The organism is Hymenobacter rigui (assembly GCF_003944715.1).
GTDB lineage: Bacteria > Bacteroidota > Bacteroidia > Cytophagales > Hymenobacteraceae > Hymenobacter > Hymenobacter rigui.
Genome location: NZ_RWIT01000016.1, coordinates 73253 through 96369, shown reverse-complemented (window position 1 = coordinate 96369; position 23117 = coordinate 73253). Strand labels below are relative to the sequence as shown.

General features: G+C 60.0%; 21 protein-coding genes. 13 read left to right on the top strand and 8 right to left on the bottom strand.

Annotated elements, in window-relative coordinates; translation table 11 throughout:
- Positions 1-26 precede the first annotated feature (26 nt).
- The 5 genes from EI291_RS19715 to EI291_RS19695 all read right to left on the bottom strand — a co-directional run bounded on the left by EI291_RS19715 (position 27) and on the right by EI291_RS19695 (position 6874).
- Complete coding sequence (locus tag EI291_RS19715) at positions 27-2318, bottom strand: phospholipase D-like domain-containing protein (protein WP_125424006.1); 2292 nt, start codon at positions 2316-2318, stop codon at positions 27-29.
- A gap of 130 nt (positions 2319-2448) precedes the next feature.
- Positions 2449-3468, bottom strand: coding sequence for a hypothetical protein (locus tag EI291_RS19710; protein ID WP_125424005.1), 1020 nt, complete (start codon positions 3466-3468; stop codon positions 2449-2451).
- 194 nt (positions 3469-3662) lie between these two features.
- On the bottom strand, positions 3663-4691 hold the full coding sequence (gene murB, locus EI291_RS19705) for a UDP-N-acetylmuramate dehydrogenase (protein ID WP_125424004.1): 1029 nt from the start codon (positions 4689-4691) through the stop codon (positions 3663-3665).
- A 147-nt stretch (positions 4692-4838) separates the two neighbouring features.
- Positions 4839-6236 carry a sugar MFS transporter gene (locus tag EI291_RS19700; protein ID WP_125424003.1) on the bottom strand — a complete coding sequence of 466 codons (1398 nt, stop codon included), beginning with the start codon at positions 6234-6236 and terminating at the stop codon, positions 4839-4841.
- A 101-nt stretch (positions 6237-6337) separates the two neighbouring features.
- Positions 6338-6874: a hypothetical protein gene (locus tag EI291_RS19695; RefSeq protein ID WP_125424002.1), complete on the bottom strand. Its 537-nt coding sequence runs from the start codon at positions 6872-6874 to the stop codon at positions 6338-6340.
- A gap of 191 nt (positions 6875-7065) precedes the next feature.
- Here EI291_RS19695 and EI291_RS19690 point away from each other — a divergent pair, with 191 nt between their 5' ends.
- From EI291_RS19690 to EI291_RS19680, 3 genes are all read left to right on the top strand, one after another.
- Positions 7066-8256 carry a THUMP domain-containing class I SAM-dependent RNA methyltransferase gene (locus tag EI291_RS19690; protein ID WP_125424001.1) on the top strand — a complete coding sequence of 397 codons (1191 nt, stop codon included), beginning with the start codon at positions 7066-7068 and terminating at the stop codon, positions 8254-8256.
- A gap of 173 nt (positions 8257-8429) precedes the next feature.
- A complete protein-coding gene (locus EI291_RS19685) occupies positions 8430-10313 on the top strand; it encodes a glycoside hydrolase family 13 protein (protein WP_125424000.1) in 1884 nt (627 codons plus the stop codon).
- 118 nt (positions 10314-10431) lie between these two features.
- On the top strand, positions 10432-11304 hold the full coding sequence (locus tag EI291_RS19680) for a hypothetical protein (RefSeq protein ID WP_125423999.1): 873 nt from the start codon (positions 10432-10434) through the stop codon (positions 11302-11304).
- Between the two features lie 10 nt (positions 11305-11314).
- Here the strand turns inward: EI291_RS19680 and EI291_RS19675 are convergent, their stop codons facing one another.
- Entirely contained in the window at positions 11315-11659 is a 345-nt protein-coding gene (locus tag EI291_RS19675; RefSeq protein ID WP_125423998.1) for a four-helix bundle copper-binding protein, read from the bottom strand.
- Positions 11660-11816: 157 nt separating this feature from the next.
- Between EI291_RS19675 and recQ the strand changes: the two genes are divergently transcribed.
- The 10 genes from recQ to EI291_RS19625 all read left to right on the top strand — a co-directional run bounded on the left by recQ (position 11817) and on the right by EI291_RS19625 (position 20301).
- Positions 11817-14090: a DNA helicase RecQ gene (gene recQ, locus EI291_RS19670; protein ID WP_125423997.1), complete on the top strand. Its 2274-nt coding sequence runs from the start codon at positions 11817-11819 to the stop codon at positions 14088-14090.
- Positions 14091-14151: 61 nt separating this feature from the next.
- Complete coding sequence (locus EI291_RS19665; RefSeq protein WP_125423996.1) at positions 14152-14871, top strand: DUF2306 domain-containing protein; 720 nt, start codon at positions 14152-14154, stop codon at positions 14869-14871.
- Positions 14872-14922: 51 nt separating this feature from the next.
- Positions 14923-15291, top strand: a complete 369-nt coding sequence (locus EI291_RS19660; protein ID WP_125423995.1) for a hypothetical protein — start codon at positions 14923-14925, stop codon at positions 15289-15291.
- A gap of 39 nt (positions 15292-15330) precedes the next feature.
- The gene (locus EI291_RS19655) at positions 15331-15834 is read left to right on the top strand and encodes a hypothetical protein (RefSeq protein WP_125423994.1); all 504 of its coding nucleotides are present in this window, start codon (positions 15331-15333) and stop codon (positions 15832-15834) included.
- Between the two features lie 4 nt (positions 15835-15838).
- The gene (locus EI291_RS19650) at positions 15839-16786 is read left to right on the top strand and encodes a hypothetical protein (RefSeq protein WP_125423993.1); all 948 of its coding nucleotides are present in this window, start codon (positions 15839-15841) and stop codon (positions 16784-16786) included.
- Positions 16783-17379, top strand: coding sequence for a hypothetical protein (locus EI291_RS19645; protein WP_125423992.1), 597 nt, complete (start codon positions 16783-16785; stop codon positions 17377-17379). The genes EI291_RS19650 and EI291_RS19645 overlap by 4 nt, the downstream gene beginning before the upstream one ends.
- Entirely contained in the window at positions 17366-17677 is a 312-nt protein-coding gene (locus EI291_RS19640) for a hypothetical protein (RefSeq protein WP_125423991.1), read from the top strand. Before EI291_RS19645 ends, EI291_RS19640 begins: the two co-directional genes overlap by 14 nt.
- 120 nt (positions 17678-17797) lie before the next feature.
- Positions 17798-18604: a LexA family transcriptional regulator gene (locus tag EI291_RS19635; protein ID WP_125423990.1), complete on the top strand. Its 807-nt coding sequence runs from the start codon at positions 17798-17800 to the stop codon at positions 18602-18604.
- A 160-nt stretch (positions 18605-18764) separates the two neighbouring features.
- Positions 18765-19484, top strand: coding sequence for a pirin family protein (locus tag EI291_RS19630; RefSeq protein ID WP_125423989.1), 720 nt, complete (start codon positions 18765-18767; stop codon positions 19482-19484).
- A gap of 94 nt (positions 19485-19578) precedes the next feature.
- Positions 19579-20301: a GAF domain-containing protein gene (locus EI291_RS19625; RefSeq protein WP_125423988.1), complete on the top strand. Its 723-nt coding sequence runs from the start codon at positions 19579-19581 to the stop codon at positions 20299-20301.
- 9 nt (positions 20302-20310) lie between these two features.
- Here the strand turns inward: EI291_RS19625 and EI291_RS19620 are convergent, their stop codons facing one another.
- Positions 20311-21162, bottom strand: a complete 852-nt coding sequence (locus EI291_RS19620) for an alpha/beta hydrolase (protein WP_125423987.1) — start codon at positions 21160-21162, stop codon at positions 20311-20313.
- Positions 21163-21214: 52 nt separating this feature from the next.
- A complete protein-coding gene (locus tag EI291_RS19615) occupies positions 21215-23068 on the bottom strand; it encodes a M2 family metallopeptidase (RefSeq protein WP_125423986.1) in 1854 nt (617 codons plus the stop codon).
- Between the last annotated feature and the right edge of the window lie 49 nt (positions 23069-23117).

The window sequence follows — 23117 nt, the reverse complement described above, 5'->3', positions numbered from 1 at the left end:
TCTAGCTTCTCATATCTAACCTCTGATTACTCCACCACCACGCGGCTAACCTGCGTCGATTCGGCGGTTTCGATTTGCACCAAGTACAGGCCGGCGCGCAGCTGCGAGGCGTCCACGCTTACGTCCTGGCCGGTAAGGGCTTTGATCTGGTCGAGTACTACGCGGCCTGTGGCGTCGCGCAGGATAACGCGGGCGGTGCGGGCGGCACCCGACTGCACGCGCAGCTGGAACTGGCCGCGGGTGGGGTTGGGGTACACCTGCACGCTGCTCTGCTGCACCGTGGCTGTTTTGTTGCTCAGCACCAGGTTACATACCTGCACACCGTTGTTTTGATCCTGAATGCGCTTGGCGAATTCCTGGTAGTACTGGTTGGTCACGCGGGCATCGTGCACGATGAGCGTGTTTTCGTCATTCTCGGTGTTAGCCGAAAGACTCCAGTTGTGCGAGCCCACGAATACCTGCGGATCCGACTGAGCCGCACCAGCATCGATGATGGCATATTTGTGGTGCATGATGCCCGTGCCGTTGTACAGCATAATCCGGTTGCCGATAACGGACTGGATGTTGTCGAAGATGGTCTGGGCAGCTGTATTGGCGGTAATTTCGTTCAGCAGCATCTCTGAGCAGCTGCCGATGTTCTTCTGCTGGATCTGGTTGCGGATGGCGTTGCCGATGTCACTCTGGGTGAGCAGCATGGTAGCAATGTGCAGGTCGTTGTCGGCGGTCTGCACAGCCTGAATCAGGCGGCCGTTCACGTTGTCAGTCGGCGAGAACCACGACTCCACCATTTTGCCGCCGATGTTGAGGAAGTGCGGGGTATTGTCGGTTTTGAGCGAGCCGAACTTGGCCGTAGCCTGGGTGCCCGAGCCCCACATTTCGTTGAATTCCACGGTGTACACCTTCGCCAGCGACTGATCTTGGATGGCAATGGAGTTGTTACGGTCGGTGCTCAGCTGCGCGCCGGTCCAGTTGGTGGAGCCGGTCCATACCCAGGGCTGATTGGGGTTGGTGCTGTTCACGTCAATCACCACAAACTTGTTGTGCATGATGTTGGTGGTCGTCTGGCGGCCGATACGCGGAATGCTGGCATCAAGGCTCTGAATGCTGACGTTGGCGTTGTCGTTCTCGAAAATCACGCGCACCACTACGCCCCGGGCCTTAGCGGCGTTTACGGCTGCCAGAATAGTAGGGCTGTTCCAGTTGTAGATGGCAATATCCAGCGTCTGCTGGGCGCGGGCAATGTAGCGGGCCACAGTATCCGCCATAGCGCCGTTAGCCAGGTACACGGCGTTGTTGCCGGGGCTGGCCAGGGCCGTATTCACGGGGTTGGTGAAGTAGGTGCGCATCTTACCCGTCGACTGCGAAGCCGTAATCATGGGTACCACGCGCGACTCCGAAAGGCCGGTGGCGTTGGTGCTGCTGGCCTTTACGTAATAGATGGTAGCCGGCTGCAGACCCGAAATAGCCAGGCTGTGGTTGGTAGTGCTGGTGGCGTTGGTAACGGCCGTGAACGGACCCGCCGCCGAGGTGGCATACTCCAGCTTGGTGTCACCGGCGTTCTGGGTGGTGTAGTTCACCGTGAAGCCCGTCGTGGTAATATTGGTCGGTGCAGGCTGGTTGGTCAGGTTCGGCGTATTGCCCTGCTGAAAATCGGCGTAGAGGCGGGGCAGCAACTGATAGCCGGTGTTGCCGGCCGTGTTGGTAAACTGGCTCATGATGCCCACCACGTCAAACGTACCCGTGGGGGAGGGTTTGCCAATCAGTCCGTCGGGGCCGTTGGAGGCCGCGTTGACGTACATGATGGTCGTGGCATTGCCGCTGATGCGGTACGTAGTGCTGGAAAAGGCCGTAACAGCTGCCCCGGCTGTGGTGGTTACGGTGGTAGCGTTGGTAAGCTTCACCAGCTGGCCTTCATAAGCTTCCGCGTAAGCCGCGGCGGCATTGGTAGCCGAAAATGCCACCGGCGTGGGCAACGGGCGGTTGCCGGCCAGTACCGTCAGTGAGGAAACCGGATCCAGCTCCAGCAAACCTTTGTAGTCCTTCAGCGTGCCGGTTACCTGAATAGAGTCGCCGGGGCGCACGTTGGTGGTCAGCGTCGCCGAGTACACCCCGATGCCGGCCGTACCGTCCTGAATGTAACGGATAGCACCCAGTTCTGTGCCGTTGGTAACAACACCACGCAGCGTAACGGTAGCACCAGATGTACCGTAGGCGGGAGCCTGCGCCCGGGCAGCGGCAATGGTAATGGCCGTTTGCGCTTGCGCAGGCAGCCACGAGACAATGCTAAACAGCAGTGCCAGCAAGGGTAATTTTTTCATCAAAGAGAAAAAGGTTGGGGGGAAGGTGTGCGACTAAAAAAACGGATACAAATATCCTGATTTTCAGCCTGAAATTGTGCCCGGCCAGATGAAGAGTTTGTGACGCTTCGTTGGCCGGGTGAAGTCAGATCTAGCGGCCGGCTGGCTTCTTCTTGTTGTCGGTAAGCATGGGCACGGCGGGAGAGGTGGAAGTGCCGGCCGAGTTGGTGGAGGACACCCGCACGTAATACGAGGTGCTGGGCTCCAGATTAGTGATTTCCACGTTGTGCATGGTGGTGCGCTCCGGTAGCTCAATCACCGTGCCGAGGGCTGAGGTCTTTCCGTATTCTACTTTGGTATTGCCCGGATTGATGGTCTGGAAAATCACTGTGAAGCCGTTCCGGTAGATGTTGGTAGGCACCGGCTCCCCCTGAATGGCGGGCAAGCCACCGGCCACCACGAAATCGGAGAACAGCCGGGGCAGAATCTGGTAGCCGCCGGTGCCATTCTGAGTAAACTGGCTCACCGTCCCGATCAGGTCATAGGTGCTGGTCGGCGGCGTTTTGTCAATCAGACCGTTCTCGCCGGTTGAGGCTATGTTGATGCGGATGGGCGTACTTTTCTGGCCGTTCAGCAGGTAGTTGCTGTTACCTTTCAGAGCATCGGCCGGGGAGCCGGTACCAGTCGTCAGGCTGCTCAAGCCCTTAATCCGGACCAGACGGCCCTCATAGGCGTCATCGAAGACGGTGTTAATATCAGCCGCGGCTACCTCAATAGGTACTACCCGCCGGCCCGAAGCCAGCTTGGTGACACTGGCTACGGGGTCCATTTCCAACAGACCGTTGTAGTTCTTGAGCGTTCCGGTAATCCGTACACTGTCGCCGGGGACCAGCGCATGCAGGTCGGTATTGGTGGTGGAGAAAACGGCCAGACCGGCCGCCTTGTCCTGCACAAAGCGCAGCTGGCCTAGTTCCGGGCCGTTGGTAACCACTCCATGGATAGTTACCGTAGTACCCGGCCCGGCGGTGCGGGCTGCCGAAATAGTGGCCGGAGCCTGTGCTGGTGCGGCCGGCTGAGCTACGGTGGCGGGCTTGGAGCGGGCGGATTGGCGTTGAGCCTGAGCTACCAGGGTAGTAGAGAGCAGGAGTACTGGAAGTAAGAGCTGTTTCATGTAGTAGAGATGGTTGTGCGCTGGAAGTAAAGAGAGGAATCAGGCGGTGAGCAACAGAACAGTAGTACTACCAGTTGAGGTAAAAATACAGCTTTCTATTCCTAAAATGCTGCACTTTTTTCCGGTGATGGGAAAAAAGCCGGAAGCGAAACGGGCCGGCTGCTTCAAAAGCAACCGGCCCGTTTCTGAATTACTTATAGAATGTTGACCTCGGGGTGCAGCTCAATGCCAAACTTCTCACGCACGGAGGCAATGATATCGTAGGCCAGCTCCCGGATGTCGTGGCCCTGGGCCCCACCGTGGTTTACCAGCACCAAGGCCTGTTTATCGTGCACGCCGTGGGCCCCGCGGCGCTGGCCTTTCCAGCCGCACTGCTCAATCAGCCAGCCGGCCGGCACCTTCACGCCGCCCGGCACCGGGTAGCCCGGCACGCCCGGAAACAGGTGTTTCAGCTCATCGAACTTAGCCTGCGACACCTCGGGGTTCTTGAAAAACGAGCCGGCATTCCCAATCTGGGCCGGGTCGGGGAGCTTGCTGCGGCGGATGTGCATCACGGCCTCACTCACCTGCCGCGGGGTGGGCTCCCCGCCAATGCCCATGTCTTCGAGGGTGGTCTGGATGGCACCGTAGCTGACGTTGGGCTGGGGGCGGCGGTGCAGGCGCAGCACCAGCCCGGTTACCACGTACTGGTTTTTGAGCAGTCCTTTGAACACCGATTCGCGGTAACCGAAGCCGCACTCCGAGGCCGTGAAGGTGCGCACGTGGCCAGTAGCCAGCTCCAGGGCCTCCAGGTGGTCAAAGGTATCCTTCAGCTCGGCTCCGTAGGCTCCAATGTTCTGGAGCGGGGCCGCGCCCACCGTGCCCGGAATCAGGGACAGGTTTTCGATGCCGTTGAGCTGGTTGTCCAGCGTGAACTGCACCATGCCGTGCCACGACTCGCCGGCCCCGGCCCGCACCAAAGCCGAGTCGTCGTCCTGGCTCACGATTTCCAGCCCCCGGATTTCGTTCTTCAGCACCACGCCATCGAAATCCTGCGTGAAAAGCAGGTTGGAGCCCCCGCCCAGAATCAGCTTGTCGGCCTGCTGCACCTCGGGCAGGGCCAGCAAAGCGCGCAGCTCCTCCACCGAGGCAAAGCGGGCAAACAGCCGGGCCTTCACATCGAGCCCGAAAGTGTTGAAGGGACGCAGGGAAACGGAGTGTTCAAGTAGGGGAGCCGGGGCCATAGCACAGGAAAACGGATGTTGCAGCGGCAAAGGTAGCCGTTTGCCGCCGCGTTGAGGTGGTGGCTGTCATTCTTGCGCACTGGCCCCCAACGCAAGCGGCCGGCTTCCCAGGAAACCGGCCGCGCCATCGTCTGCAAATGGAGGAAGTTACCGCACCCGGTAGCCGCTGAGGGAATAGTAGAGCAGGTAGGCGTAGCACAAAGCCGGCAGCCCGAAGGCCACCCGCAAGCCGCCGCCGTGGGTGGCCACCCAGCCCATCAGGGGCGGAATGATGGCCCCGCCCACAATGGCCATAATCAGGTAAGACGAGCCTTGCTTGGTGAAGCGGCCCAGGCCGGTAATGGCCAGCGGAAACACCACCGGCCAGATAATGGAGTTGCACAGCCCGCACAGCACTACCAGCCACAAAGCCGTTTCGCCGTGGTTCAGAATGGACAGCAGCACCAGCAGCGTACCGGCGGCGCACACTCCCACCAGCAACTTGCGGGCGTTGAAGCGGCTGAGCAGCGGAATCCCAATGATGCGGCCCACCATCAGCCCGAACCAGTAGGAGGCCACCAGCACCGCGCCCACAGCCTTGGTGAAGCCGGCAGTGGTATCAATGGGCTCGGGCGTGTTGCCGAACAGCGTGGCGGCCCAGTTGGTAGCAAGGCTCAGACCCCGCACCAACTCCTGCGTGAACCCGCTGAGCTGGCTGATGCCCTGGGCCTCGCCGTAGCGAATAATAAAGGAGCCGATGCCCACTTCCACGCCCACATAGGTGAAAATAGCCACGATGCCGAGCACCAGGTGGCGGTAGTCGAGGGCGGAGCGGCGGCCGGTTTCCGCGGGAGCAGTTGCCGTTTCCTCATCGGCCGGAATGCTTTCAATTTCGGGCAGGCGCACCAGGAAGAACAGCACCGCCAGCACGGCCAGAAACCCGGCCAGGCCCAGGTACAGCGGCTTCACCAGCGTGGCTTCCTGGGTGAGGCGCTGCTCCAGCGGCAGCGCTGCCAGCCGGGCCTTCAGCACGGCCGAGCCCCCGAACAGAATCAGCCCGCCGATGAGGGGCGAGATGGTACCGCCCAGCCCGTTGGCCACGCCTACGATGCTCACCCGGCTGGCCGCCGTGCGGGCCGGCCCCAACACCGATACGTAGGGGTTGGCCGCCACCTGCAGTAGCGTAACGCCCGCGCCCAGCAGCCCCAAGGCCAGCAGAAACAGCCCGAACGTGCGCGAGTTGGCCGCCGGCACAAATACCAGCGCCCCCACGGCCATAATCAACAGGCCCGCCACAATGCCGCGCTTGAAGCCCAGCTTCTCCAGCAGCCGCCCCGCCGGCAGCGACATGAGAAAATACGCCCCAAAAAAGGCCGACTGCACCGCCGACGACTGCAAATCAGTCAGCTGGCACACGTCCTTGAGGTAGGGCATGAGCACGTCGTTGAAGTTGGTAACGGCCCCGAACAGGAAGAACAGGGTCGTCATCAGCACCATGGGGCCCGCGTAGGAGCGGGCCGTGTCGGGCGCGAGGGTGGGAGTGGAGGAAGTAACCGGAGCGGCCATAACAGGCGAGGGTGAGAGAAACAAAAAGCCGGCCCGTGAGGCCGGCTTAGCAATGCTACGGAGTTTTTGTCAGAAGTAAGGCGTAGATAAAGATGGTATCCTCACCTGTTCTGGAGTTGACCGGCCAGATAATAAAAGTCTCGTTCCAATTCGTAAGCCATGCGCTTTGTGCCACGCTTCATAATGAAATAAGGTATGCCCAGCATAAAGGCCGCGTGAATCAGCAAAAAGAACAGCACGAAAAAGGGGATACCATCCGCAAAAATGACACTGCCTATACCGACACTGTAGATCAGTAAGGCAAAAATCAGAAAGGGAATCATCACGCCGGAGAAACCATTGATTTCCGCTGTGACCATAAGGCCGTTTTCTTGGGTAGCATAGGTGCCGGTGGCGGTTGCCAGGTTCATGCTCATGTCAAAAAAACGTTTCCGACGCCTGATGCTGAAGGTGCCAGGTCTTACTTCCCCCACGTAATCATTGCTGCCGGAAGAAAGAATATCGAAGAACATGGCAAACCCTTGCGTGCTACCGATGTCGACTTGATGACGCAGGATAGGGTAGAAGGCTTCCGCGCTGATGGGCAGACGGAAGGATAGATATTGAATAAGCCCTAAACGGATAAGAAGTTGCTTCACGGGTTTTCGAGCGTGTGGTGGAGGATAGTCTAGCAGCAGACTAAACGACTATGGAACGGATGGATAATTGATGCCGCTCCGCAAATTAACCCCATTTGTGTTGGGCCGGCAGAAGATGTGTGATTACCTGATACAGAAAATGTGCTGCGCTACCCCGACCTTTGTAGCCCGATTTACTTTCTGTTTTGCTCATGCCTCAGCCCAACCGCCGCTCCGCCCCATTTTACATGACTGCCACCACTCAGTTCGGGCTGGAAGAGGTGCTGGCCGAGGAGCTGCGCCAGCTCGGGGCCAAAATTGAGAAAGTGGGCCAGCGTGCCATTGAGTTCGTGGGCGACACCCAGCTGCTCTACGAAGCCTGCCTCTGGTGCCGCACGGCCATGCGCATCCTGCGGCCCTTCGCCGGCTTCTACGCCCGCGACGAAAAAGCTCTCTACCGCGAAGTCGGCCGCATCGACTGGAGCAAGTACATTCGTCAGGACCAGACGTTTGCCATTACGGCCGTGGTCAACAAGTCCACCTTCGACCACTCCCTGTTCGTGGCCCAGCTCACCAAGGATGCCATTGTGGACCAGTTCCGCAACCGCACCGGCTCGCGCCCCAGCGTGGACGTGAAGAACCCCGACATCCGGCTGCACCTGCACATGATTGAGAACGACGTGGTGCTCAGCCTCGACGCCTCCGGCGAATCCCTGCACAAGCGCGGCTACCGGCAGCAAACCAACGTGGCCCCGCTCAACGAGGCCCTGGCCGCCGGCCTGCTGCTGTTGGCGGGCTGGGACGGCAAAAAGACGCTCATCGACCCCATGTGCGGCTCGGGCACGCTGCTCACCGAGGCCGCCCTCATTGCCCAGCGCATTGCCCCCGGCCTCTATCACCAGGGCAAGTTCGGGTTCGAAAACTGGTCCGATTTCGACGCCGCCCTCTGGGAATCGGTGCAGCTGGATGCCCGCCAGGCCCGCATCGAGGAGCCCCAGGCCTACCTGGCCGGCTCCGACCTCTCGCGCGAGTTCATTGCGCTGGCCCGCGAAAACGTGGCCGCCGCCGACCTGGAGGACTACATCCGCTTCGGGGTGCGCGACGTGAAGGAGGCCAAGGCCCCGGCCCGCGAGGAGCCCGGCATCGTCATCATGAACCCGCCCTACGGGGAGCGAATCGGGGAGGAGGCCGAAATGGATGCCCTCTACAAAACCATCGGCGATACGCTCAAATCAGGCTTCCAGGGCTACGACGCCTACATCTTCACCGGCAACCTGGAGGCCGCCAAGCGCATCGGCCTGAAAGCCAGCCGCCGCATCCCGCTCTACAACGGCCCCATTGATTGCCGCCTGCTGAAATACGAGCTATACCAGGGCACCCGGAAAGTGAGCAAGCCGGAGTAGTCGGTAGCACAGTAGAGTGCAAGTAGAACGTCATTCCGAGCTTGCCGAGGAATCTCGCGTGCTGATGTTGTGATAGTAATCCTGACATCAGCACGCGAGATTCCTCGGCAAGCTCGGAATGACGTTCTTTAGTATACTGCCCCGTATCTTCCGGTCCCCAATTTCCCCAGAAGATGAAAAAGACGCTCTATACGCTGCTGCTGGCGGCTTCTTTGCTGCCGCTGGGTGCCGCGGCCCAGTCCATCACCCGCCTGAACCCTACCAACTGGTGGGTGGGCATGAAGCACAATACCGTGCAGGTGCTGGTGTACGGCCCCCAGGCCGGCACGCTCACCTACACCGTGAACTACCCCGGCGTGAAGCTGGTGAAAACCAACACCGTCGAGAACCCCAACTACGCTTTCCTCGACCTCATCATTGCGCCCACGGCTAAACCCGGGCAGGTGGCGCTGGTGGGCAAGAAGGGCGCGAAAACCGTAACCCAGAACTGGGAGCTGAAGGCCCGCGACAACGCCGTGAAAGCTCAGGGCGTCACGCAGGCCGACTTCATCTACCTGGCCATGCCCGACCGGTTTGCCAACGGTGACCCCTCGAACGACAAGTTTGCCGACATGGCTGACCCCAGTTCCGACCGCGCCCAGCCCTTCCTGCGCCACGGCGGCGACCTACAGGGCGCCGCGCAGCACCTCGATTACCTCAAGGAGTTAGGCGTAACGGCCGTGTGGTTTACGCCCGTCATCGAAAACAACCAGGGCCTCACTGACGAGGGCGGGGCGAAACGCTCGGCCTACCACGGCTACGGCTTCACCGACCACTACACCGTGGACAAGCGCCTGGGCGGCAACGCGGCCTACAAGGCCTTCGTGCAGAAAGCCCACGGCATGGGCCTGAAAGTGGTGCAGGATGCCGTGTACAACCACATCGGCAACAACCACTGGTTTATCCAGGACCTGCCCATGAAAAGCTGGCTGCACCAGTGGCCCACGTACACCAACACCAGCTACCGCCAGCAGCCCATCACCGACCCCCACGCCGCCCAGATTGACAAGCGCGTGACCCTCGACGGCTGGTTTGTACCCTTCCTGCCCGACCTCAACCAGCAGAACCCGTACGTGGCCAACTTCCTCATCCAGCACGCGCTCTGGACGGTGGAGAACTTCGGGGTGGATGCCTGGCGCATCGACACCTACATGTACAACGACCAGCCCTTCATGAACCGCTGCAACGCGGCGCTGTTGCAGGAGTACCCCAAAATCCACATTTTCGGGGAGTCGTCGGTGAACAACGTGGTGGATCAGGCCTACTACGTGCGCAACAAGATTGACTTCCCCTTCAAGTCCAACCAGCCCGGCGGCCTCGATTTCGTACTGGAAAACGCCATGCTGGCCGGCCTGAAGGAAGTGGGCACGCCCGGTGCCACCGGCTGGGACAACGGCGCCCAGCGCGTGTACCAGGCCTTGGCCCAGGACGCCGTGTACCAAGACCCCACCAAGCTCGTCACCTTCATAGACAACCACGACCACAACCGCTTCCTCTCGGAAGTAGGCGAGGACGTGGCCAAGTATAAGATGGGCCTGACCTGGCTGCTGACCACCCGCGGCATCCCGAGCATGTACTACGGCACGGAAATCCTGATGAAAAACTTCAAGGACCCTTCCGATGCTGAAGTGCGCCGCGACTTCCCCGGCGGCTTCCCCGGCGACCAGCAGAACAAGTTCACCGCCGCCGGCCGCACCGAGGCCGAAAACGACGCCTTCCGCTTCGTGAGCACCCTGGCCAACTACCGCAAAACGCACCCGGTGCTCAGCTCCGGCCAGCTGATGCAGTATCTGCCCGAAAACGGCCAGTACGTGTACTTCCGCTACGCCGACGCCGGCACCGTGATGGTAGCCTCCAACACGACCGACAAAGCCGCCAGCCTGCCCACCGCCCGCTTCGCCGAGCGCATGACCGGCTTCACCAAAGCCCGTAACGTCCTCACCGGCGAAACCATTTCCGATCTGAAAACGCTGCAGCTCCCCGCCAAAACGGCCGTGGTGCTGGAGCTGATGAAGTAGACGTTTGTATTGAAGCGGTTTTAGCCATCAGTTTAGTCCTGAGAACGTCATGCAGAGCGCACTAAAGCATGATGTTCTCAGGACTCTTCAATAACTCCATTCTCGAAGCCCTTGTACAATGTATCAACGAGTATATCTATTAGTTGTGGCTGTAGCCTGTGTCTGTTGTCAGCAGCAACAGCCTGAAAAAAAAGTGGCTGTGGCGCCAGTTGAAGCTCCTGTTTCGACCAATAAAACATCCCAAAACATCCAGCGGGATAGCACACAAAGCGCGCTGCCAGCTGCTGCGTTACAAATGCTACAGGAAGTTGATTTATCGACGTTGTGGTTTGGTTGGGGGAGTGAGGGCATTTCACAAGAGCCAGCAGTGTTAGAAGGCTTTTATGGCGCTGATAATTACCGATTCTCCCTCGTATTCACCCAGGTCCGACGTGACAGTCTACGACCCGATGTGTTTCATGTGCGAGCTAAAAGCCGCTACAAAAAGCTTGTTGATGAGCTGACCGGGACGCTTACTATGACGAGTATGTTTGATTATTATGATCCGGGCAGATTGATGTTCCAGAGTGATTCCACCGTTGATACGCTGACTACCAAAGCGTACAGCGCCTACGCCCAGCTGCAGTTACATCGCACCCGGCAACCCATCCGCCGCATAAACGGCACCGCAGCCCTGGATTTTTACATTACCCAGGAGCGCCACGTAGGCTGCATTACGTCGCCGTTAGCAGGAATGACAGATGAGGAGGCACCTAGCCGGGGTAGCGGCCTGTTACTAAAAGGGACCTGGCAGAACGAACTGCCAGGTCCAAACAAACGCTTTACCGTTGCGCGAGACGTTTTTACTATTGCGGATGGCTTTCTGGCCAATTTCGGTGTTGGTGACCGGGGAGCAATGGTCAATCCGAAGTACCGGAATAGGGGTTGGGATGATATGTGGTACAACGAAGAGTGGTGGGCAGAACCGCGTAAGCCAGCGTTGTCTCTGTAAGGCTACTTTTCTACCCCGCGTACTCCCGGCAGGCTTCGGCGCAGGCGCGGCAGGCGGCGGCGCACTGCTGGCAGTGGGGGTGGTTGTGCTTGGCGCACTCGTTGGCGCATTTCGTGCACACCTCAATGCACTCTTTGATGAGGTGCTTGGCGTGCTCGGAGCCGCGGGCCACGAGGCGGGCGACCAGGGCGCAAATGTCGGCGCAGTCCCGGTCGAGGCGGATGCAGTCGGTCATGTGCTTGATGTGCTCTTCGCCCAGGCAGGCGGTGGCGCAGTGCTCACAGGCGGCCACGCAACGGTTGAGCGCGTCGAGCAGGGCCTGGTTCTGAGTGGCGGAGGCGGGGGAGTTGGTCATGGCGGAAAGGGGATGAAGGAAAGGATGATGCGTGGTTGTACGCAGCCGGCCGGGGCGGCGGGCGTGTACGATTCGGGCCGGTAGGGTGCACCATTTTCGCCCGGGTCGGGTTAACTTCCTGCTTTCACCCCGCCCGCTTTAGCCGTATCTTTACCCCATGTTATTTGCCGCCGAACCACTCGCTCCCACGCTCGAATCAGCCCGTAAAGTCCTCAAGCAGTACTACGGCTACGATTCCTTCCGGCCCATGCAGGAAGACATCATCAGCAACGTGCTAAGCGGGCAGGATACGGTGGTGCTGATGCCCACGGGCGGGGGCAAATCGGTGTGCTTTCAGGTACCGGCCGTGGTGCAGGAGGGCGTGTGCGTGGTGGTGTCGCCGCTCATTGCCCTGATGAAGGACCAAGTGGAAGCCCTGAAAGCCAACGGCATTTCGGCCGCCTACATCAACAGCAGCGTGGGCCAGAGCGAGCAGAACAACATTGCCGCCGACTGCCTCAATGGCTACCTCAAGCTGCTGTACGTAAGCCCTGAGAAGCTGCTGTCGGAGGGTTTTCTGACGTTTCTCAAGCGCATGCGCATCAGCATGTTTGCCATTGACGAGGCCCACTGTATTTCCAGCTGGGGCCACGATTTCCGGCCCGAGTACACCCAGCTACGGGTGCTGCGCGAGCAGTTTCCGCAGGTGCCCATCATTGCCCTCACTGCCACCGCCGACCGCCTCACCCAGCGCGACATCCAGACGCAGCTGCGCCTGAACAATCCGCGGGTGTTCCTTTCCTCATTTGACCGCCCCAATCTCAACCTGATTGTGCGCCCGGGCCAGGACCGCGTGGGCGGCATCTTGGAGTTTCTGGAGCGCCACCAGGGCGAGTCGGGCATCATTTACTGCCTCTCGCGCAAGCAGTGCGAAACCCTGGCCCAGAAAATCCAGGCCAAGGGTGTGAAGGCCGGCTTCTACCACGCCGGCATGACGCCCAACCAGCGCGCCAGCGTGCAGGAAGGGTTTCTGAAAGACGATCTGCAGGTGATTGTGGCTACCATTGCCTTTGGCATGGGCATCGACAAGAGCAACGTGCGCTGGGTGATTCACTACAACCTGCCCAAGAACATCGAGGGCTACTACCAGGAAATCGGGCGGGCCGGCCGCGACGGGGCCCCGGGCACGGCCGTGCTGTTCTACAGCTTCGCCGACGTGATGAGCCTGCGCGACATGCTCACCAAGGAAAACCCCAACCTCACCCAGCTCAACCTCACCAAGCTGGAGCGTATGCAGCAGTTTGCCGAGGCCGCCGGCTGCCGCCGCAAAATCCTGCTCAACTACTTCGGCGAAACCCTGCCCCAGGACTGCGGCAACTGCGACATCTGCCGCAACCCGCCCACCACCTTCGATGGTACCGAGCTGGCCCAGAAGGCCCTTTCAGCGGTAGTGCGCGGGCGGGAGCGAATGAGCCTGACCCTGCTGATTGACGTGCTGCGGGGCATGCGCAACCAGGCCGTGCTCAGCCAGGGCCTCGATCAGATCAAAACCTACGGCGCGGGCCGCGACCTGCCCTACCTCGATTGGTACAGCTATGTGCACCAGATGCTCAACGACGGCCTCCTGTACATTGCCTACGAGGAAGGCTACGCGCTGAAAATGACGGATCTGGGACGGGAAGTGCTGCAGGGCCAGCGTCCGGTATCCATGAAGAAATTTCAGCCTGCTGAAAAGGCTGAAAAAGCCCCCAGGGGCCGCAAAGCCGCCGCCGCCAAAGCCGCCGCCACTTCCCCCGAAGCGGCGCTGTTCGAAGCCCTGCGCGCCCTGCGCAAGCGCATTGCCGACGAGCAGGGCGTGCCGCCCTACGTTATCTTCACCGACTCTACGCTGCAGGAAATGGCGGCTGAGCGGCCGGTGAGCCGGGTAGCCATGCTGGGCATCTCCGGGGTGGGCATGAAGAAGTTCGAGAACTACGGCGAGGCCTTCATCCGGGAGGTGCTGGCCCACGGCGGCAACCCCGCCGCCCTGGCCGACCTGGACGAAGACGATGTGCCACTGGACCTAGGCTTCGACGCCGCGGCGCCGGCCCGCGCCCCGCGCAAGCGGGCCGCCAAGGCTGCGCCAGCAGAAGTGGCCGGTGATGTGAACAGCACCATGGAAACCACCTTTCAGCTGCACCGCATGGGCCTGAGCGTGGAAGCCATTGCCGAGCGCCGCGACCTGGCCGTATCCACGGTGCAAACCCACCTGACCACCGGCTACGCCAAGGGCCTGGACCTGCGCCTGGAAGAATTCCTGAAGCCCCAGGAGCTGGCCGAAATCCAGACCGCTCAGGCCCAGCTCGGCGGCAGCCCCATGCTCCGCGACCTGTTCGACCACCTGCGCGAGCAGTACGACTACTTCCGCCTCCGCCTGGCCCTGCTGTATTTTAAGCGGCTGCGCGGTGAGTAAGTGACTATTTGTTAATCAGTGGATAGTGGTAGTTTGATTATAGTCTGAATGTAATTGCCTGATGCCTACGTATCCGCTTCTTAAACGCGCCGGGCAGCTGCTGGCATTTCTGGCCGTGGCTGCCTTCAGCCTGAGGATGCTGACGATGGTGCTGCCGTACCTGGGCTTCGAGAAGGGGATTCTGTTTCTGACCACCAAGTCAGAAGCCACCAACGACAATCCGTGGTTTCGGGTGGGGTTTTACGTGCACATCACCAGTAGCTGGTGGGTGCTGGTACTTGGATTGCTGCAGCTGGTGCCGGCCGTGTACCGCCGCTGGCCGCGCCTGCACCGGCGGCTGGGGCAGGTGTACGTGGCAAGTATTCTGGCCCTGGCGGCTCCCTCGGGCCTGGTGCTGGCCCTGTACGCCAACGGCGGGCTGCCGGCTAAGGTGGGCTTTACGCTGCAGTGCGTGGTGTGGTGGCTGGTAACGTGGCAGGCGTATCGCACGGCCCGGCAGCGGCGCTGGCTGCTGCACAGCGAGTGGATGCTGCGCGCCTACGCCGTCACGCTGGCTGCCATGAGCCTGCGGCTGGAAAGCTACGGCCTTCACTACTTCTTCCAGACCCGGCCCATCGAAACTTACCTTACCGTCGTGTGGCTTTCCTGGGTGGGCAACCTGCTGCTGGCCGAAGTGCTGGTGCAGGCCGGACTGGGCCGCTGGTATCTGCGGGCCTTCGGGCCAGCGGCAGTTCCAAAAGTGCATCGGCAGCCGGCAATGGTTGCGGAGGGTATAGGTTAAGCTGTATATTTCTTCGAATAATTCTTCCTCAATAGTTATCAGCCGTTGCCGATGCGCTCCACCTACTACTTCGCCCTGTTATTGACCCTATTGGCCGGGTGCCAGCAGAAACCAGCCAGTACTGCTTCTGCGCCGGCGGCTGTATCCAGCATCGTAGCTGTTGAACCAGAAGCCGCCGTTGCTGCCCCGGTAGCCGCCCCGGCATTGTCGGCAGAAGAACGGCAGTTTTTTGCGGAGTACGATTTGAGCAGCCTGATTGCCAAGGAGCCCGACGACTCGGAGGTCATGAACGGCTTCTACGGCGCTGACCACTACCGCATCGAGTTTGCCCTGCTGGACGTGCGCCGCGACCCGGCTGACCCCGCGCATTACTTCGTGAAGGGTAAAAACCGATTCAAAAAGGCCATTACGCCCTTCTAAGGTGAGCTGCGCTTTACCCAGCTGGGCGGGCAGGCCCCGTTGAAAAAAGCCCCGAAAGACTTTTCCGCCAAGGATGGCAAGAGGTATCTGGCCGATATTAACGCCGTAAATGCGTATTCCTCCCTGGGTACTTTTACTCTTCGGGAAGATGCCAGCTACAAAGGAGCCGGGGTATTCAATGGGGAAGTGCTGATAGACTTCTCAGTTGATGAGCGGGGCAACCTGAAGCCATTCAGCCGGAACATCAAGCAGAATACCCGTGGCGGCTATGTACTGTTCAAAGGAACGTGGATGAACGCGGAATCCAGACAGCAGAAGCCGGTACTGTGGGTGCAGAATATTTTTGATTACCAGCAGGACATTTTTCGCGACTTCATCATTGGCGAGCGGGACATCGATTTCAACCCCAAATACGCCAAGTTGGGCTGGGATACCTACTGGCAAAACGAAGAATGGTGGGCCGAGCCCGGCCAGGTAACCGCCAAGGAAGCCGAAACCATGTCGGAGGAAGATACGGCAACAGTCATCAGCACTTCTTTGTAGACCGATGCGCCCGATTCTGGTTCTAGCCCTACTGGGTTGGCTGGGTAGCTGTCAGCCCAAGCAGCCCACTGCGGCCCGGTCGGCGGCCGCCTCACCATCGCCACCGCCGCCACCTTCCCGCTACCAGGCTACGCTGCCCGTACCGCCGCCCACCCCGGCTGCTCTGCCCGATTCCGCGCTGACCCGGTTTCTGCGGCAGTACGCCGTAGCTCCGCTGCTGCAGTCGGTGCGCAGTGAGCAGGAAACTATTCCATACAACGGCTTCTTCGGCCCCGAGCGGCACCGCATTGAGGTAGTGTTCCTGCGGGTGCGGCCCGACGCCGCCCAGCCGCGCCGCCTGCTGGTGGCGGGTCGGAGTCGGTTCAAAGGCCGCATCCGGGAGCTGCAGGGCACCATTGAGCTGACTGGCATCCGGCCCCAGCCGGCACTCAACAAGGCCGAGCTGGCCTACGAAGCCGAGCAGGAAGCCATGCGCATGGTAACCATCGTGCGTCTGCCCGGCGCGCCCCGGGCCGAGCGCTACTACACGCTTACGGGGCGGTTTGCGTGGCAGGAGCCCGCCACCGATGGGGGAGGCCAGTTTACCGGACAGGCCGTGCTGGACGTGGCCGTGACCGACCAGCACGGGCTACAATCAGTCTCACTGCGCCAAACCGACGGTGCGCGTGGGGCCGCCCTGCTGTTCGACGGCGAGTGGACCAGCTACCGAACCGCCCATACCAAACCGTTTATTCTGGTGGAAAACGTGGGTGGTTTCGCCGAGCATGTGCTGGAGGAGTTTGAGGTGGGGGAGCGGGACGTGGTCATCAATCCCAAATACGCCAAGCTGGGCTGGGACTCTTACTGGGAAAACGACGAGTGGTGGGCTGAGCCGGTGAAAGTACCGGCCCGCAAACCAGCATCAGCCAGCATTGGTGTGGGCGCCCCTACCGATACCAGCGCCGGATTATGAGAGCCGACTGGGGTATCCTGTTAAGCCTGGGACTGGGAGCCTGCAGCTCCGCCAGCATTTCTGAGGTAAACTCCGCGCCTGTGCAGGTAACTCAGTTCAGCCCTGGTAATCTTTCCTTGCCGGTACCCGACACAGGCTCTACCGCTCCGCTACGACACTTTCTGGCCCGGCATCCCCTCCGCGACTATGTTGAGAGCCTGGACGACCCGGACTTTCATAATATGGCCATGCAGGGGTTCTTTGGCCCCGAAAACCGCCGGATTGAAGTACTATTCGAGCATCTGCAACCCGTGCCGGGCTGCCTGAACGTGTGGACGGTGAAGGGAAAAACCCGTTACCAGGAAAACATTCAGCCAATAGCCGGGCAGATAGTACTCAATCGGATGCGGCGCCTTGCTTCCCGCCGGCCGAGCGAGCCCGACCTCACGGCGTATCAGGTAAGTGAGCCAACTGAGGGTAGAATTCTGGGGGCATTTCCGCCGCCGCCGGGATACGAAACGGTAGCTACCTATACTATTCGGGGGGGGGGCTGCTGGGCCCAGCCCCGGCAGGCAGGCAGGCAACGGGTACCTAGTTGGCTTGGTCGATATTGACCTGGCGCAGTGCCGCAACGGGCGGTACGTGCCGCAGTCGGTGCGCTTCTCGGAAGGAGCCAGAGGGGGCAACGAGAAGTTTGAATGCGTCTGGACGGAATACACCACGGGGCACACCACGCGGGTCGTGTTTGTGGAGGACGTTCTCCTGTATGGAACCCAGGTTTTTCGGCGCTTTGCACTGGGCCAGCGCCTGCTTGAGTTCAACCCGGAGTACGCCCGACTGGGTTGGAGCGGCTACTGGAGCGGGGACGAGTGGTGGGCGAATTCGGTAGCTGAGCCGGAAACAAAGCTCTAGTCCCCAAAATTTTAGTAAAAATTTCAGCTAATTGAATTAGTATTCGCGTAAACGGGTTTGTATCTTCGTGAGCCGGTACTTGCTTGCCGTCGCAGCCCTATTCCCCGGCTCCCCTGCGTTATGATTAACACCAACCTCAAATTCTGGCGGCGCGAGCTGAGCCTCACGCAGGCCCAGATGGCCGAAAAACTTGGCATCAAACGCTCCCTGGTGGGCGCGTACGAAGAAGGCCGGGCCGAGCCCAAGCTAACCACGCTGGTAAATATGGCCCGCCTATTCGGTATTACCCTGGATGCCCTGGTAACCACCGACTTTACCAAGAAAAAGAACGCCAAAGCCGCTGCACAGCTGCAGGCGCAAACGGCTCAGGCCGCGGCCGAGCAGGGTAATCGGAGCAACGGCCTACGCATTCTGGCCCTGACCGTAGACCGGGACCAGAACGAAAACATTGAACTGGTGCCTCAGAAAGCCGCCGCCGGCTACCTCAACGGCTACGCCGACCCCGAGTATTTGGAGGAGCTGCCCAAGTTCCGGCTGCCCATGCTGGGCAACACCGGCACTTACCGCGCCTTCGAAATTGCCGGCGACTCGATGCTGCCCATTGCCAGCGGCACCGTCATTGTGGGCCGCTACGTGGATGACTGGCTGAGCATCAAGGACGGGACTCCCTGCATTGTGGTGTCGGGCAAAGAGGGCATCGTGTTCAAGCGCGTGTTCAACCGCCTGAAGGATGCCGCTCGCCTCACGCTCCACTCCGACAATACGCTGTACTCTCCGTATGAGATTGAAGTGGAGGACGTGGTGGAAATCTGGGAGGCCAAGGCCTATATCAGCAGCACTTTCCCCATTGCCGACCTTTCGCTCAACCGTCTGGCCAGCATCGTGCTGGATTTGCAGCAGCAGGTCAGCACCATGAAAAAAGTCTAAGCACGAGCTGTTACTGCTCGCCAGTTGCAAAAAAGCCTCCCACCATGGAGGCTTTTTTTGTGGCCCATTAGTGCGCTGGCACTGCTCCGGTTGCGTGGCCACTATCAACCGCAGATGCATTGCTTGCGTACAGCGGGGTATTCCATCAACCCGACTCCCGATGCTTAAGCTCATTCCTGCCACCGACCGTCATCATGCTGCGCCCGTGGCCTGGCTCAATAGCTATTTCCTGTTCAGCTTTGCCGACTACTACGACTCTCAGAACGTGCATTTCGGGCCGTTGCGGGTATTCAATGATGATACGGTGCAGGGCAATGCCGGCTTTCCGCAACACCCGCACTCCGAAATGGAAATAGTAACGCTGGTGCTGGAAGGAGAGCTGACTCACGAAGACACCATGGGTAACCGCCGCTCTATCACGAAGGGCGAGGTGCAGCGCATGACGGCGGGCACGGGCCTGGCGCATTCCGAAAAGAATGAAACGGACAAGCCGGTGCACTTATATCAGCTGTGGTTTCTGCCCAACCAAAAAGGGCTGGCACCTAGTTATGAGCAGAAGGATGTAAGCTTTCTGGACACTAAAAACGAGTTGGTGCCCCTGGTTTCCGGGCAGCGGGTGCTGGAGGATGTGGTGTACATGAACTCCAACAGCACCGTGTACTGGTGCAACCTGCGGGAGGGCAAAACGGTGTCGTTTAAGACGTTTCCAATCCGCAATACTTTTCTGTACGTGAAGGAAGGCAAGGTATACGTGAACGGAGTGGACATCGGGCCCAACGACCAGATCCGCTCCACCGATGAGCACGTATTGGAAATCCAGGCATCTGCCGATGCGCAGTTCATTCTGATAGACTTGCCCGGCAGCGAAGCCAACTATTAAATCTTGATTAAATACCGGTTTTTCCCGGTTTGTCGCAAACTTTAAAGCCAGCTGAATAGTAGAGTAACAATCTACATTCAGTTGGCTGTTTTTCATGAGTATATCTTTTCCCGCCTCCCTGATTCCGGCAAATGAGGCGAGCCGGCTCCGGACACTGCATCTTTACCAGGTTGCCAACACTACCCCTGAGCAGATATTCGATGAGTACGTGGCCTGGGCAGCACAACTCTTTAATACGCCCATTGCGCTGATTTCACTGGTCGATGAGGAGTACGTGCATTTTAAAGCCTTAACAGGGGCGGAGGGAGTGCCGGGCTTGCCCCGCACGGAAAGCATGTGCTCAGCCGCCATTCTGTTGGATTTGCCCATCATCACCTCCGACTATAAAGCCGAAAGCTGTCAGCTCATCAAGCCTGATGTGGCTCAGGCGCTGGGCCTGGGTTTTTATGCGGGCTCGGCACTGCGGATGCCGGATGGGGAGCGAATTGGTATGATGGCCGTTATCGGGCGGGAATTCCGGACGCTGTCGGCCGCCGAAGAGGACGTATTAACCCAACTGGCCAACCTGGTGAGCCGCACCATCGAGCTGCGTTTTCAGTACCTGAACGTGGATATGACCGATGCGTGGGAAGCGGCCCAGCAGGAACTCACCGCTACGCTGGACGATAACGCGGCCCTGACCCGCTACCTCAGCACCCGCAACAACGGTATCAACCTCGACGATGACGAGATTCAGGATTTGGTGTTGCGCCGCCTGGCCGGTGTGGGTAAAGTGCTGGACCGCCGCATGAAAGAAATTCCATCGGCCCACGCGTAAAGCCATTATTCATTTCCCCGATGAAACTGCCGCCGGCCGGAATACCTGCCGAAATGCCCGTAGCGCCGCCGGATGGTAAATGGTGCCATGCGTTTCCTGGGGCATAGGTTCATACTGCCACTGAATAGCCGGGTTGCTGGCCGCCTGTAAGGCCTTTACAAAGCTACCGGCATCGGTCACGATTCCCGGCTCGTTGCTGGTGGCGATGAACAGGGTTTTAGGCGGACCTTTGTACGTAGCCAGAAAGTTGGGAGCCTGCTGAACCAGTTGCTGCTTGTTCCACCACAGGCTGGGGTCGAAGGCCAGGTAGGTGGTAAACAGGTCCGGCTCCAGCAGCAGAGTTTCCACCACAAACAGCCCGGCCAGTGACTCGCCTACCACGGCGGTTTCCTCGGTGGTGCGGTACCGCCGCTTGATTTCGGGCATCAGCTCCGTGCGGATAAACCGACGAAAAGCGGCCGAGCCGCCCACCCGTGGGGCTATTTTCTTGTCCTTCTCGTTGGTGGTGGGGCCGGTCATGTCGCGGCGGCGCTCCGTGTTTTCGATGCCTACCAGCAGGAAGGGCCGCATGGTAGCATTGCCCACCGACACCTGCACCAGCCCCGCCACATGCAGAAAGTCCTCGGCCATTCCGCCATCCGGCATGTACAGCACCGGCACCCGCGTTTTGGTCGATTCCGCGTAGCCGGCCGGTAGATACACGTTGATGCGCCGCGTTTCGCCCAGGGCTTTGGAGTCAATGGTAAACGTCTGGCCGATGCTGAGTGGGGCGGCCTGCGCTTGGGCGTGCGTTTCCCGGGTTACTGTTAGGCTCAGGCACGACAGCAGGAGCACAGTAAACAGCCAGGTAGTATGCTTCATCTGGAAGAAATAATAAAAGCCCGATGCCGGGGCAGGCATCGGGCTTCGTGTTTTACATCGTGTACTTGCGGCCTTTGTTCTGCTGTTTCAGGTAGGCCATCAGGGGCTGGAAGTATTCTACCATGGCGCGGGCTGAGAGGTCTTCGCCGGTTTTTTCCTTCAGCACGGTGCGCCAGTCCTTGCTGGCCCCGGGCCGCATGATGTCGGCCAGGAACGTGCCGACTTCCTTGTTGCCGTAGTAGTTGGTGGCGTGCGGGTCCTGCTTCAGGATCTGCTTGCTGATGTGGTCGTGCAGCTGGAACAAGATGACGTACGACAGGGCGTAGTCATAGTACTGCGCGGGGTCGTCGTTGATGTGGGTTTTGGTGGCCGGGTCGAGGTACTGCTCGCCGCGGGTGGTGAGGGGCACAATGCCCTGGTACTGCTTGGCCAGTGCCCACCAGCGGGCGTTGAGCTGGTCGGCGGGCAGCTTATCAGCGTAGAAGCTGTTCTCCCACTCGCTCATTACCCCCGAGGCAAACGGGATGAATACGGCGTAGTTCAGGGCTTCCTTCAGCAGGGTCTGCGTCTGGTCGGTTTTGGCTTTGGCGTCCACCAGACCCAGGCCGGCCAGGAAGGGTTTCTGGGTGGCGGCCAGGCCCATGAGGGAACCCATGGCCTCGTGGTAGGCGCGGTTGGCCCCGCCGCGCAGCAAGGGCGGCACCTCGGGGTTGGTGTAGGTGAGGTAGTAGTAGATGTGGCCCAGCTCGTGGTGGGTGGTTTCGTACCACTCAGTGTTGCCTTCCACGCTCATTAGGCTGCGTACGTCCTGGTTCAGGTCCATGTGCCAGGCCGAGGCGTGGTTGTTCTTCTTGTAAGTTGCGCCCTTGGGCAGCGGATACAGGCTGGATTTCTCGTAGAACGAGCCGGGTAATGCCGGGAAGCCCAGGCTCTGGTAGAACCGCTCGGCCTGCTGCACCTGCCACTCGGGGCCTTTCTTGGCCAGCACGGGGTCAATGTTGAGGCCCTTCACGTCCACCATGGCGCTCCAGTCCTGGCCCCAGCGGTTAGGCAGCCAGGAGGCGGGCAGGTAGTCGGGCACCTGCTTCACGCCGTATTTCTTGGCCAGCTCGTAGCGGGCGTAGGTGTGCAGCTCCCGGTACAAGGGGCGCAGCTCCTCGTTGATTTTGCGCACCAGCGTCATCATTTCCTCCCGGCTCAGGCCGTAGTCGGAGGCCTGGTAGCTGAAGTAGTCGGGGTAGCCCAGGGCCTGGACCGTCTGGTTGCGCAAATCACGCAGGTTCAGCAGCCCGTCCTTGAGGGTGGGGCCGATAGCCTTGCTGGCTTCCCAGATCTGCTGGCGCTTCAGCGGGTTGTTCTCCTTGCGCAGCAGTTCGTCCAAGTTGTTGGTAGTGACTGATTTGCCCTGGTACTTATAGTCGAAGCCGTAAAGCTTCTCCGTCTGCTGGGTTTCGGCCTTGATGCGGCGATTCACCACGTCGGCAATGGTCTGGGGCGAGTTGGCGGCGTTGTAGAGGGCCGTCTGCAGCTGCTTTACCTGAATTTCGGAAAACTGATCTTTGTGGTCCAGCAGCTCGCGCAGGCGCTCAATGTTGCGGGTGGAGCCGGTGAAGGCGGCCATCCGCTCGTTGGCCCGGGCCGTAGCGCCGGAGTTGGCTGTGTCGCCGGCCACAATGTGGGTGTTGGAGCGCCATTCCGCCTCCGATGACTGCGTGTACAGGCGCACATATTCAGCCGAGTATTCCTTCAAAAAAGCATCAGCCTGTTCCGACCACGACGGGGCGGCGGGCTGGGTGGCTGGTTCCGGCTGGGTAGTGGCGGGCACTGTAGCCGTGGGCGTTTTGGCCGTAGGGGCGCAGGAGGCTAGTACGGCGGCCGTGAGGGTAGGCAGAAGGTAGCGTTTCATAGGGCAGAGCGGAGTGTGATAGAACGCTAAAATACGTGACCCATCAACA

What these genes read in the sequence shown, in the direction of transcription:
- EI291_RS19715 (WP_125424006.1), bottom strand. Translation starts at nt 2,318, where the DNA reads ATGAAAAAATTACCCTTGCTGGCACTGCTGTTTAGCATTGTCTCGTGG.
- EI291_RS19710 (WP_125424005.1), bottom strand. Translation starts at nt 3,468, where the DNA reads ATGAAACAGCTCTTACTTCCAGTACTCCTGCTCTCTACTACCCTGGTA.
- murB (WP_125424004.1), bottom strand. Translation starts at nt 4,691, where the DNA reads ATGGCCCCGGCTCCCCTACTTGAACACTCCGTTTCCCTGCGTCCCTTC.
- EI291_RS19700 (WP_125424003.1), bottom strand. Translation starts at nt 6,236, where the DNA reads ATGGCCGCTCCGGTTACTTCCTCCACTCCCACCCTCGCGCCCGACACG.
- EI291_RS19690 (WP_125424001.1), top strand. Translation starts at nt 7,066, where the DNA reads ATGCCTCAGCCCAACCGCCGCTCCGCCCCATTTTACATGACTGCCACC.
- EI291_RS19685 (WP_125424000.1), top strand. Translation starts at nt 8,430, where the DNA reads ATGAAAAAGACGCTCTATACGCTGCTGCTGGCGGCTTCTTTGCTGCCG.
- EI291_RS19680 (WP_125423999.1), top strand. Translation starts at nt 10,432, where the DNA reads ATGTATCAACGAGTATATCTATTAGTTGTGGCTGTAGCCTGTGTCTGT.
- EI291_RS19675 (WP_125423998.1), bottom strand. Translation starts at nt 11,659, where the DNA reads ATGACCAACTCCCCCGCCTCCGCCACTCAGAACCAGGCCCTGCTCGAC.
- recQ (WP_125423997.1), top strand. Translation starts at nt 11,817, where the DNA reads ATGTTATTTGCCGCCGAACCACTCGCTCCCACGCTCGAATCAGCCCGT.
- EI291_RS19665 (WP_125423996.1), top strand. Translation starts at nt 14,152, where the DNA reads ATGCCTACGTATCCGCTTCTTAAACGCGCCGGGCAGCTGCTGGCATTT.
- EI291_RS19660 (WP_125423995.1), top strand. Translation starts at nt 14,923, where the DNA reads ATGCGCTCCACCTACTACTTCGCCCTGTTATTGACCCTATTGGCCGGG.
- EI291_RS19650 (WP_125423993.1), top strand. Translation starts at nt 15,839, where the DNA reads ATGCGCCCGATTCTGGTTCTAGCCCTACTGGGTTGGCTGGGTAGCTGT.
- EI291_RS19645 (WP_125423992.1), top strand. Translation starts at nt 16,783, where the DNA reads ATGAGAGCCGACTGGGGTATCCTGTTAAGCCTGGGACTGGGAGCCTGC.
- EI291_RS19635 (WP_125423990.1), top strand. Translation starts at nt 17,798, where the DNA reads ATGATTAACACCAACCTCAAATTCTGGCGGCGCGAGCTGAGCCTCACG.
- EI291_RS19630 (WP_125423989.1), top strand. Translation starts at nt 18,765, where the DNA reads ATGCTTAAGCTCATTCCTGCCACCGACCGTCATCATGCTGCGCCCGTG.
- EI291_RS19625 (WP_125423988.1), top strand. Translation starts at nt 19,579, where the DNA reads ATGAGTATATCTTTTCCCGCCTCCCTGATTCCGGCAAATGAGGCGAGC.
- EI291_RS19620 (WP_125423987.1), bottom strand. Translation starts at nt 21,162, where the DNA reads ATGAAGCATACTACCTGGCTGTTTACTGTGCTCCTGCTGTCGTGCCTG.
- EI291_RS19615 (WP_125423986.1), bottom strand. Translation starts at nt 23,068, where the DNA reads ATGAAACGCTACCTTCTGCCTACCCTCACGGCCGCCGTACTAGCCTCC.